Origin of the sequence: Blastopirellula marina (assembly GCF_002967715.1) — a bacterium.
Lineage (GTDB): Bacteria > Planctomycetota > Planctomycetia > Pirellulales > Pirellulaceae > Bremerella > Bremerella marina_B.
Genome location: NZ_PUIA01000064.1, coordinates 89,825 through 101,464 on the forward strand (window position 1 = coordinate 89,825; position 11,640 = coordinate 101,464).

An 11,640-nucleotide genomic window follows, 5' to 3' on the forward strand; every position below is an offset into this window, starting at 1 on the left:
TATGTCCAAGTTCCGTTTCCGACTCGAGACTTACCTGCGGCTCAAGATTGCCGCACGGGATCAGTGTCGCGCGGAACTTGCCGAAGTCCTGCGGGCCGAAGAGCAACTCAAGGAACACCAGGCCGGGATCGAAAGCGATATCCAGGATCAACACAGTTACATTCGTGGACTAACCCAAGTCGGTTCGCTGAATGTCGACTTGATCACTGCCTCGCAGCGTGAAGTGATGTTTCTGAAGGCCCTGCAAGTCGAGAAACAGCAACTGATGCTCAAGCTGCGGCCGCATATTCAGCAGCGACAACAAGCATTGATCGATGCGGACCACGAAGTCCGAACGTTGGAAAGGCTCAAAGAGCAGAAGCACGAGCAGCACCTGAAGTGGGAAGCTGCCGTGGAAGCAAAACAAATGGACGAGATCGCGCTAAGCGGTTTCATGCGTAAAGGAGACTAGCCGTGGCTTTGGTACGAATGGCGGGAGCGTTTTTCGCCTACCTATGTGTGGCAACCGTGTTGGCACAGGTGATCTGTGTCGCTGTGTTCGCCAACTCGGGGACGTTCACCAAAGACCGTTTCTACTCGTTGATGGCTATCGTGTACGGCATCGACGAGGACGCCATTCGAGAAGAAGTGCAGAACAAGGACGAGCCTGAGGAAGATCACGAAGAACCAGACATGCAGCAGATTATCGACGAACGAGCCCAGCGGCATCTGGCGCTCGATTTTCGCCTGCAGGCCCTGGATACCGGGATCGAGAACCTCCGGAACATGCAGTCGAGCTTGATGGAAGAGCGACGGCGTTACGATCAGCTGAAGCAGGGCTTCGATCAGCGTTTGAAAGCACTGGAAGACGGCGTGCTGGACGAGGCGATTGTCGAAGTTCAACGGACGCTGGAAGCATTGGATCCGCGACAGGCGAAAGAGCAGATCTTGATGATGCTGCAGCGAGATGATGAAGCCATGACCGATGTGGTGAAGATCGTCAAAGCAATGTCCACAGACAAACGAAAGAAGATCATGGGCGAGTTTCGCTCGGAAGATGAACAGCAAAAACTCGCCGACATATTGGATGAGATTCGCCGCGGTGTTCCGGATACCGAGATCCTGGGCGATGCCCGCGATCAACTTCAACAATTCGCGCCGCCGTCCAAATAACGAGGAAACCCATGGAATCGACATCATCCAACTCCGTGAACTCGACGACTGGCTGGTCAGGCGGTTCGCGTAGCAATTCAGCGTCGGCTGCCGATCCGATGGCATTCTTCGACTTGATCATGAAGTCGACCCAGGCGATGACAACAAAGGGTAGCAAATCGTTCGATCCGGTTGCCTCGACAGGCACCGCGACGGCAGCGAGTGATCCGTACACGGCACCCACCGACGATCCGAATCTTCACGATGGTTACGACGATTCGACGCCTTCCTACGCAGGGAGTGTTCGATCAAGCGAATCGTCGGATGTCGACCTGTCGGCGGCAGATACAACAGTCGAACAAGAAGACACCGCAGCAGTCGCAGAGTTGTCCGAGCAGCAAGCTGCTCAGGACGAGGAAGATAGTGAACCGGATCAGGCAGCTCTGGAGACCGCAGCTGCTGCCACACAGCAAGAGCAGCTACTGGGTGCTCCTGATACGCTGGCGGAAGGGGAGCAGGGCGAAGTCGAACAACAGGCTCCCGTAGATGCTGCTAGCGCATCGGAGGAAAAGAAAAATACGCTGCTGCCAGGGCAATTGAATGCCGGCCAGCCGCTCGATACGGAGAAAGCATCCGAGGATTCTTCGGATGAGCAGCATGACTCCGCTAAAGAAGTAACATCTGAATCGGTACAAAAGGAATCGAGAGAAGCCGAAGCCCCCGCATTCGCCGCGATGGAAGAAGAACCGGTTGAACCGGTTAGCGAAGTGAACCCAGGCGAAGAACCAGGCGAGGTGCGTTCGCAGGAAGAACGCAAGCTGAAGCTGGATGGAGTCGAACAAGTTGCCGAGGAAACGGTCGACAGCGAGGTCAGCCTAGAGACGGGAGACACCGCTCAGGACGATTCTTCCGACCGAAACCAAAGTCGTACTTCGACTCAGCGAGCCAGCAACAAAGACACTAGTCAGGTCGACGTGATCGAGCCCGCCGCTACGACATCGCCTGATTCTTCGACGATGGCGGCCGTGACGAAAGCCAGTGAAGCATTGGCCGCGGCGGCGTCGAGTAATACAGTCGCTACAACGGCGTCAGGTGGCAATAGTACGTCTAATAGCACAACCGGAGTGAACAACCTCGCATCGCTTTTGCAGCGTGGTATTCAGCGAGGATCACTTCAGAAAGCGGAAGGCAGTCAGTCTCCGCAACTCGATCCCAAGCAGCAGATTCGCTTGATCAATCGAGTTGCCAGGGCCGTCGAAACAACGCCCCCGGGACAGTCGATCAAGATTCGCTTGAATCCATCGGAGCTTGGGCAACTGAAGGTTGAAATCAAGATCGAAAACGGCAATCTGTCAGCCAAGATTGAAGCCGAGAACGCCGCCACACGGCAGGTGCTGCTCGATAACCTTCCGCAGCTTCGCGAACGATTGGCGGAATCGAATATCAATGTCCAACATTTTGAAGTCGAGCTGATGGGGCAGCAAACACCCCAGGATGGATCGGCGTCGACCTTCGCAGATCAATCCGATCGTCAAGGCGGTTCGCACACTTCAAATCGCCAAGGCGTGGATACGAACAACGAAGAAGAGACCGCGTCGAGTGCACGCGAGTCCGTCAATAAAGATGCCGAACGCGATAGTCGCAACTTGAATGTGACCATTTAAAGAAAGTGCGTCAGGCATACTTGAACAATAGCAAAATGAATTTACCGCAGTTCACTTACGCGTGAGCGAATCATGTCAAAAATCGATTCCAGTTCGTCGACTAATAGTTCCAGTTCATCCACCAAGCAGCCAACGGACTTGCGTGAGTTGAACATGGATCACTTTCTGCAATTGATGATCACCGAATTGCAGAACCAGGATCCACTCGATCCGATGGAAAACTCGGAAATGTTGCAACAGATCAGCCAGATTCGCGAGATCGGTGCGACCGATCAATTACGTGAGTCGCTCGAATCGATGCAGCAGAGCCAAGGTATCTCGACCGCGAGTGGATTGATCGGGAAGCAGGTCCAGGCATTGACTGACGACGGGTACGTTCTTTTCGGCGTGGTGAAGAGCGTGCAGTTGGCTCCTAACGACGATGGGACGCGGCAGTTGACGTTGAAGGTCGATACGGGCGATCAGACTGTTGACGTGAACATGGACGACATCTTCACGATCCTCCCAGCTCAAGTTCAGAATCCTCCGACTGACGGAACCGATGGTACAGGTACCGGAGACGGAACCGGAACTGATGATGGAGATGACACCGGCAGCGGGGACGAATCTGGCGACGAAACTGAAGAAACAACTACCTAAAACAACCACGCTCTCCAGGGACTTGGAGACGTTTTTAAAATTGCAAGGAGCATAATCATGGGTCTAGCATCTGCACTATCGACCGCATTGACCGGGATGACGGCGGCTGAAACGCAAATCGACGTCACCGGTAATAACCTCGCGAACTCGCAAACGGTCGGTTTCAAAGCATCGCAGGCAACCTTCGCGACCCAGTTTCTGCAGACACAGAGCCTCGGTTCCAAGCCGACCGCTTCTAATGGTGGTACGAACCCGCGTCAAACGGGTCTTGGTACGAAGGTCGCAGAGATTACACCGAACTTCACTCAGGGTACGATCGAAGTCAGTAACAGCCCGTCCGACCTGGCGATTCAGGGGGATGGGTTCTTCATCGTCGAAGGGGGGAACGGCGAAACGCTGTATACCCGTAATGGTATCTTCAAAACGAATTCGCAAAACGAACTCGTCACGATTACCGGCCAACGCGTGCTCGGCTTTGGTATCGACGAAGGCTTCCAGATCCAGCGTACGCAGCTAGTTCCGCTGACGATTCCTCTGGGGGCTAAGAGTGTCGCCAAAGCAACGGAAAACGTTTACCTGGAAGGTACCCTGACCGCGACCGGTGATCTGGCGACGCAGGCTCAGGTGATTGAAAGCGCGATTCTGGGTAACGCCAACGTGCCTCGACCCGATACGTCTGCTACCAACGTTGGTGTTTCGACTCAGCCGAATATTACCGCAACCACCACCGCTTCGGCCATCACGCCGGGCGTGGGGACCACAACCGATGGGCAGACCGAAGGTGCCGGCGGTTCGGTTCCTGATGGTAACTTCAACTATCGTTTCACATTCTCGAACGCGGGCCTCTCGGGTGAAACACTCGCCTCGGCGGACTATGCCGTGACGCTGGCCGATGGCAATGCTTCGGCAAATGACAACACCGTCACCTTTACCAATCCGCCCCAGTCGAGTTCGTTCTCGCAACTCAACATGTACCGCAGTAACGACGGCGGTGCGACCTACTTCCTGGTCGGTTCGACCGCGATGGGATCTCCGGTCACGGATACCGCCGCCTCGCCGACTGCCACTCAGTTGAGTGCTTCGATGATCGGTGGTACCGGCACCGACGGTACGCTCGGTGGTGGTGACGTCTATCAATACCGCTACACGTTTATCGATGCCTCTGGTAACGAGACCGCTCCGTCGAATACCCATACGGTCACCGTATCGGGCAGCCCGGCCGATGGCAACGGCTACTCGGTTGTGCTGGACAATATTCCGACCAGTCCCGACTACACTTCGGTTCGGATTTACCGAACAGCTGCTGGCGGTTCCGACTTCTACGAACTGGATACCTTGACGATGGCCGCCGCGGCTACGCCATACGTCGACGACGGAAGTACGCCCCTGACGACCAATCAGCTCGATGCTCAGACGATCAACGGCAACTACACCTACCTGGTTACCTTCGCTCGTTCAGGCGAAGAGGAATCGCGACCATCCTTGGCCATTGGGCCACAGAACGTCGTGAACGGACGTATCGAGCTTTCCAACTTGCCGCTTCCTCCGACTCCTCCTCCGGAAGGTGGTTTCCCGGCTTATGACAAGGTACGGATTTACCGTAACCTTTCGACCGACTCGTCGAGCTTCTACCTGGTGGAAGAACTCGATCCAGGTGAAGATTTCATCGATACGACACCTGACTCCGAGATTTCGGACCTGTCCGTTCTGGGTAACAAGGCCATCGACTTGGATGGTCCGAAGATTGACTCGAATACGCTGCTGGTTGACGTGGTGAAGCGTGACGGGCTCAATTTTGAAAATGTCTTTGAAGTCGGCGAACTTAGCTTTACCGGCTTCAAGGGTGATCGCCGGCTCGATACGAAAACCTTCACGATCACCGAAACGACGATCGTGCAGGAACTGCTTGAGTTCGTTCAGTCATCCACGGGTATTCAGCCATCGGTCAACGGTAACGCGAATCCAATTCCTGGTTCGACGAACTCGATTCCTGGTGAATCGGGAACATTGTCGCAAGGGATTTCGATTAGCGATGGTCGTATCCGAGTTGTCTCGAACAACGGTGTCGACAATGGTGTCGATATCAAACTGTCGTCGTTCACGCTGGATAACAATACCGGCGTGCTGCAGAACCCGAACCTCAACTTCGGTACGGTTCAGGAAGCGGTTGGCCAGAGTGCCGTATCGGACTTCGTCGTGTACGACACGCTGGGTATTCCGATCAATGTTCGCGTGACCGCAACCCTCGAAAGCCGAGACGGAACCAACACGGTTTACCGCTGGTATGCCGACTCGCCCGATAACGATGCCGCTATGGATACCGGCGATATCGGCCAGGCTGAAATCGCCGTTGGTACTGGTCTCATCTATTTCGATGGCGATGGTAACTTCGTAGGTACCGACAACAACACGATCAATATCCAGCGCCGTGATATTCCATCGCAGTCGCCGCTGGAATTTGACCTGGACTTTACTCAGTTGTCGGGTCTGGCTGCTGACAAGCCGACCCTCAACGCCTCGCGGCAAGACGGTTCCGGTACAGGTACCCTTAATAGCTTCATCATTGGTGAAGACGGCGTCATCCGGGGTGTGTTCTCCAACGGTGTTGACCGCGATCTGGGTATGCTTCAGTTGGCTCGCTTTGGCAATCCTACCGGCCTGGAGCAACGTGGTGAAAACTTGTACGCCACCGGGGTGAACTCGGGGCTGCCAGTCACTGGCGACCCGGGGGCAGATGGCCTGGGCGATGTCATCGCCGGTGCCGTGGAATTGAGTAACACCGATATCGGCGGCAACTTGATCGACCTGATTTTGGCCTCGACCCAATATCGAGGTAGCTCCCGGGTGATCACGACTGCCCAGCAGCTATTTGATGAACTTTTGAACCTGCGGCGATAAAACGCTAGCACGTCCTAAATATTGACCTACGGTTGAAAGCCTAGTGCGCTAATTAAGCGTACTAGGCATTCCGTGCTTCGAATTGGAGCGGCCAGGATGATCAAGTTAACCCGGCTCAGCGGCGAGCCGTTCGTATTGAATGCCGAACTGATTCGGTACGTTGAAGCCAATCCCGACACGTTTATCACCCTGACCAACGGGGACCGAATTGTCGTTCGAGAGGGAACTGACGTTGTCGTAGATCGCGTAATTGAGTACCACCAACGCAAAAATTTGTTACCCCCAGGATTTGCCCGGCCAGACACCGGGGAAAAATAGAATAAAACGCCATGGATATCGCATCCGTCGTCGGACTTTTGGCTGCGATGGGACTCATTCTCGTAGCCATTTTGATCGCACCAGGTTCATCCCTGATGGCGTTCGTCGACGTACCTTCGCTCTTGGTGGTTTGCGGCGGGGCCTTGGCTGCATGCATGATCGCTTTCCCGCTGAAATCGATGCTGGGCATGCCCATGTCCATCAAGGTAGTCTTTCTCAACAAGGCAACTGACTACGGTGCACTGATCAAGCAGATCGTCAGCCTGGCTGAAACGGCTCGTCGCGATGGCCTGTTGGCCCTAGAAAACCGCATCAACGAGATCGACAACCCGTTTATCATCACCGGCATTCAAATGGCCGTCGACGGCACGCGCCCGGACGCCATCGAAGATATCATGCGGACTGAAATGGATGCCGTTGCAACGCGGCATCGCGATGCCAAGGCCGTTTCCGACCAGATGGGGCGATTCGCTCCCGCTTACGGGATGATCGGGACGCTGCTTGGTCTGATTATCATGCTCGGTAACATGAGCGACCCCAGTTCGATTGGTTCCGGTATGGCCGTGGCACTTCTCACGACGCTGTACGGGGCCATTGTCTCGAACGTCTTCTTTTTGCCATTCTCCGAGAAACTCGGCTTTCTGAACAAGCAGGAACTACTCGGTATGGAAATCGTCATTCGCGGCATTATGGCGATTCAGTCCGGCGAGAATCCCCGAGTCATCGAACAAAAGCTCCGTACATTTCTACCGCCTTCGGTTCGCGCTAAGCTCGACGCTGACAAATAAGGAGAGCAGGTCATGGACCAAGAAGACGAAGCCGCTGGCATCCCGGAATGGGTCGTGACCTTTGGCGATATGATGTCGCTTCTTTTGACCTTCTTCATCATGCTCGTTTCGATGAGCGAGATTAAGAAGGAAGAACAGTACCAGGCACTCGTCGAGTCATTTCGCCGTCAGTTTGGTCACGATAGCTCGATGGAAAGCGTCATCGCGGGTAATGCCAAGCCTCGTAACTCGAATCTGGCCAAGCTGGCGACAATGGGGCGTGCCAAGCGTTTCTCGACTCATGCTGGCGGTGATAAAGTCAAAGCTCCGGTAGGGGATAGTCCGCAAGTGCGGATTATCCGGCCTGGATCGAAGACCGCAGTCGGAACGGTTGTCTACTTCCCTGAAGACAGCGCGAAGCTGGACGAGACCGCCATCGAGGCCCTACAGGCCCAAAGTCTGGAATTTGGGGGCAAACCGCAGAAGATCGAGATACGCGGTCACACCTCGCTTCGGCCACTTCCACCTGATAGTCCCTACAAAACGCACTGGGATCTGGCCTACGCCCGTTGCATGGCCGTTAGAGAGTACCTTGTGTCGCTGGGCATCGACGAGCGCCGAATTCGTGTCTCGGTCGCTGGGAAGAACGAACCGTTTCATATCGGGACCGATCCACTGCTATTGAAGCAGAATCCGCGTGTGGAAGTCTTTCTCCTGGACGAAGTTATCGACGATCTGGTCGGCACGGCCCAGGAACAGGCCAATCGCCGTGCTCCGCCCATCGAGGCCTCAGGAAACTAGCCGCGTGCGCGCCAGGACATGCTACGTTTGTGCAGTGGTATGTTCGAGATAGTCTCGTGAGAAGCAGTATTCCATGGCTGATTCAGCAAACAGCACGGCAACGCCCGACGTAGTAAAAGGTCCTCCCATGAAAGCGAAATTGCAGATCTTGGGAGGGATTCTGGTCTTGGTTCTTTTGGAATGCGTGGTTGCTTACCTGATCATTCCCAGCCCCCAAGATGTGATTCGGGCTGCCGAAATTCAGGCGCAGGATGGGCAATCCGATGGCATGTTGCCGAAGCAAGAACTCGAACCATTGTCCGCCGACGAAGAGACCGTTGAAGTCGATCTGGGTGATCCTTTTGGCATTACCGCCTATCGTCCGCTCAGCGAATCGACGATGCGTATCGACTTTCATCTGTACGCGACGATTCGGGCCAGTGACGAGGCTGACTTTGCCGCCGCGATCGCGAAGTTCGAGAAGCGTTTCCGAGAACAAGTCATTGTGACGGTCCGCAGCAGCGACGACGGAGAGCTGACCGATCCCAGTTTGGGGTTGCTCAAGCGTAAGATTTTAGAGAAAACCAACAACATCTTGGGTAAGCCGATGGTGCATTCCATCGTCTTTAGCGAGTTTTCCTTCGTCGAACAATAAACGACGACGACCTCTCATCTGGAATGGAATCCGATGACTGACGACCAAATGGGACAGGACGAAATTGAAGAGCTGCTCCGTAAAGCCCAGGCGGGCAATATGAGTGCTAGCGGCCCTGCCCCAAAGCAAGCGGAAGATCTCGAGGCCCTCGACCAGAACGATATTGAAGCCTTGTTTCAGAATTCTGGACCTCCTGCTAGTTCTCAGCCCAAGCAGCAACAGCCTGCTATGGCCACCGCTACGCAGCCGGCCCCGCAAGCGTCTCACGGGGGATCGAGCGAGGGGGCATCCGATATCGAGTATCTGCTTAATCAAGCCGAAGCGGCAATCGCTTCGTTGAATTCACCCAACGATAACATGCCTGCCGGGATCGCTCCATTTACGCTTCGCGATTTTGGCGGCTCACCAGCCAGTACCGATAAGACCACGATCGATCTGGTTCGCGATGTCGAGCTGGAAGTGAAAATCGAGCTCGGGCACGCTGATATGCACCTGGAAGAAGTCTTACAGATGCAAAAGGGTTCGGTCGTGCCGCTGGATAAGCTGGCCGGTGATCCGGTCGATATCTTCGTTAACGGACGCCTGATTGCCCGAGGGGAAGTGCTGATTCTCAACGACAACTTCTGCGTGCGTATTACCGAGCTGATCGTGGGCGACTCGGTCGTCTAACCAGGGGGCAACTGCTAGCAGGCAATTGCCCGACGTTTCGCCCGATTCGTATTGAGCCGAGACGGCCCAGTTTCTAAGATGCCTCACCCGCAATTTTTGTGCGGGAGACGGGATGCGGCAGGAAGCTAATTCCCCACTATCTTTTTCGGCCTGGTCGCCTTCGCGACTTGAATGGAAATCAGGAAGACTTTCATGCGGAATGGAATCTTAGCTGCGTGCTTGTGGGCACTAACGTTGATTGCCGGGGCTCAGACGGCAACGGCCAACGATTACTCCGGTTCGCAGGTACCACCCAACCAGCCCATTCAAATCCATAACGAAGCCCCGCCTGCCTTTCCTCCGTTGGCTCAGGCACTGCATGTCGAAGCGGTTCCCGAGGTGGGCGAGCACGCTGCGAATCCAGCGGCCGCTCAGCCTGCCGCAGCGGTAGAGCCACTGCGTCTGCCCCCCCCCAGCAAGGCCGCCAAAGAGGAAGGCATCACCATGCCAACCTTCAACTTTCAAAGCAATCAAACGGCCAGTATCGCTGCGAGCTTGTTTGTGGTGGTCGGCTTGTTTTTGATCTTTGCCTGGGTTGGCAAGAAGAATATGAAGCCGAGCAATGGTCGCCTGTCGAAAGAGATCATCCAAGTCCTCGGCAAGAGTCAGCTCAGCGGCAAACAGCAACTGGAACTCGTTCGTGTTGGGCAAAAGCTGCTTCTGCTGTGTGTCACGCCCAGCGGTGTCGAAACGCTGACCGAGATTACCGAGCCAACCGAAGTGGAACGTTTGCTGACGATCGTTCGTCAGGATTCGCCTGGCAGCATGACGGCGACATTTCATGATGTGCTGAGCCAAATGGGACACAAGCCGGCACGTGGATTCCTGGAGGCCTAGTTCATGCAAAGTATCCGAAACATTGCCTGGCTTTGGATTGCCCTGGCCGCGGTCGCTGTTCAGCCGCAACTGGCCATCGCACAGCAGGCGACTTCCATTCCGGAATCACTGATCGAGTCGTCGCTCGATCGTCCTATTCAGCAGGAAGTCGAAGATCTGAGTGACTTCGTCAAAGCAGGGCCCGAGCATTGGACCAGTCCTCAGGGGCTTTCTAGTACAATCCAGATCATGGTCCTGCTGACGGTCATCAGCCTGGCCCCGGCGCTGTTGATCATGACCACTAGTTTCATTCGCATCACCATCGTGCTGGGTCTACTGCGGCAAGCGATCGGCACGCAGCAGTTGCCACCCAGCCAGGTCATTACGGCCTTGGCGATGTTCATGACGTTCATGGTGATGCATCCATACTGGCAAGAGGTTTACCAGGAAAGCATCGGTCCCTACACACGTCAGGAAGTAAATCCCGAAACGGGACAACCGTTCAAGCTGTTTGCCGAAGAAGATCCCGTCACCGGTGTTGTCGGACCGGACGAAGCCTGGGAACGGGGTGTCAAACCAATCCGGCAGTTCATGGCCAAGCAGATCGACATCGCTGGCAATAGCGACGACGTGTGGATGTTCTACGAGTTCCTGCCGAAGAAAACCCGCGACGAAATCGGCGAGCCGCAGTCGTACGACGATGTGCCCCTACAGGCCTTGGTGCCGGCGTTCATGCTCAGCGAATTGAAGACCGCCTTTTTGATTGGTTTCCAGATCTACCTGCCGTTTTTGATTCTCGACATCGTAATTGCCAGTGTGACCATTTCGATGGGCATGATGATGTTACCACCGGTGATGATTTCGCTTCCGTTTAAGATTTTGCTCTTCGTGCTGGTCGATGGCTGGACGTTGATCATTGGCATGTTGATGCAAAGTTTCGCTCCCAGTCTTTAGCCGTAGGCACCGCGCATGAATGCTCAAACGACAATCGATCTCACCCGGCAAGCCATGATGATGTGCCTGGTGATTGGTGCCCCGGTGCTGGTGGTGGGCATGGTAGTGGGGCTGTTGATTGGTTTCCTGCAAGCGCTGACGCAGGTGCAGGATCAAACGGTTTCGTTCGTGCCCAAGATCTTGGCGATGGCCGTCGCCTTGGCCTTTACGCTGCCGTGGCTTTTACACAAGTTGGCCGGTTACACGGTCGAGCTGTTCAGCAATATTCCCGACCGAATCGCTGGTGGTTAATCACTAGCTAGAGGGACGC

The 11,640-nt window shown here is 55.0% G+C and carries 13 protein-coding genes; all 13 read left to right on the forward strand.

The features are described from left to right. Position 1 precedes the first annotated feature (1 nt). The 13 genes from C5Y96_RS19880 to fliQ all read left to right on the forward strand — a co-directional run bounded on the left by C5Y96_RS19880 (position 2) and on the right by fliQ (position 11,621). The gene (locus C5Y96_RS19880) at positions 2-451 is read left to right on the forward strand and encodes a flagellar export protein FliJ (RefSeq protein WP_105356983.1); all 450 of its coding nucleotides are present in this window, start codon (positions 2-4) and stop codon (positions 449-451) included. Between the two features lie 2 nt (positions 452-453). Then, the gene (locus C5Y96_RS19885) at positions 454-1,152 is read left to right on the forward strand and encodes a hypothetical protein (RefSeq protein ID WP_105356985.1); all 699 of its coding nucleotides are present in this window, start codon (positions 454-456) and stop codon (positions 1,150-1,152) included. A gap of 11 nt (positions 1,153-1,163) precedes the next feature. Further along, on the forward strand, positions 1,164-2,795 hold the full coding sequence (locus C5Y96_RS19890) for a flagellar hook-length control protein FliK (protein ID WP_105356987.1): 1,632 nt from the start codon (positions 1,164-1,166) through the stop codon (positions 2,793-2,795). Between the two features lie 138 nt (positions 2,796-2,933). Beyond that, complete coding sequence (locus C5Y96_RS19895) at positions 2,934-3,434, forward strand: flagellar hook assembly protein FlgD (RefSeq protein ID WP_233199034.1); 501 nt, start codon at positions 2,934-2,936, stop codon at positions 3,432-3,434. Positions 3,435-3,491: 57 nt separating this feature from the next. Beyond that, positions 3,492-6,332: a flagellar hook-basal body complex protein gene (locus tag C5Y96_RS19900; RefSeq protein ID WP_105356993.1), complete on the forward strand. Its 2,841-nt coding sequence runs from the start codon at positions 3,492-3,494 to the stop codon at positions 6,330-6,332. A gap of 96 nt (positions 6,333-6,428) precedes the next feature. Continuing rightward, positions 6,429-6,650, forward strand: a complete 222-nt coding sequence (locus tag C5Y96_RS19905; protein WP_105356996.1) for a flagellar FlbD family protein — start codon at positions 6,429-6,431, stop codon at positions 6,648-6,650. Between the two features lie 11 nt (positions 6,651-6,661). After that, positions 6,662-7,438: a motility protein A gene (locus C5Y96_RS19910; protein ID WP_105356998.1), complete on the forward strand. Its 777-nt coding sequence runs from the start codon at positions 6,662-6,664 to the stop codon at positions 7,436-7,438. Positions 7,439-7,450: 12 nt separating this feature from the next. Beyond that, positions 7,451-8,218, forward strand: a complete 768-nt coding sequence (locus C5Y96_RS19915; RefSeq protein ID WP_105357000.1) for a flagellar motor protein MotB — start codon at positions 7,451-7,453, stop codon at positions 8,216-8,218. A 73-nt stretch (positions 8,219-8,291) separates the two neighbouring features. Beyond that, complete coding sequence (locus tag C5Y96_RS19920; protein WP_105357002.1) at positions 8,292-8,852, forward strand: flagellar basal body-associated FliL family protein; 561 nt, start codon at positions 8,292-8,294, stop codon at positions 8,850-8,852. Positions 8,853-8,885: 33 nt separating this feature from the next. Then, entirely contained in the window at positions 8,886-9,521 is a 636-nt protein-coding gene (fliN, locus tag C5Y96_RS19925) for a flagellar motor switch protein FliN (RefSeq protein ID WP_105357004.1), read from the forward strand. A gap of 192 nt (positions 9,522-9,713) precedes the next feature. Beyond that, the gene (locus C5Y96_RS19930) at positions 9,714-10,397 is read left to right on the forward strand and encodes a FliO/MopB family protein (RefSeq protein WP_158261329.1); all 684 of its coding nucleotides are present in this window, start codon (positions 9,714-9,716) and stop codon (positions 10,395-10,397) included. A gap of 3 nt (positions 10,398-10,400) precedes the next feature. Beyond that, positions 10,401-11,330, forward strand: a complete 930-nt coding sequence (locus C5Y96_RS19935) for a flagellar type III secretion system pore protein FliP (RefSeq protein WP_105357009.1) — start codon at positions 10,401-10,403, stop codon at positions 11,328-11,330. A 15-nt stretch (positions 11,331-11,345) separates the two neighbouring features. After that, positions 11,346-11,621 (forward strand): flagellar biosynthesis protein FliQ, encoded by a 276-nt coding sequence (fliQ, locus tag C5Y96_RS19940; RefSeq protein ID WP_105357011.1) that lies wholly within the window; start codon positions 11,346-11,348, stop codon positions 11,619-11,621. Positions 11,622-11,640 lie beyond the last annotated feature (19 nt).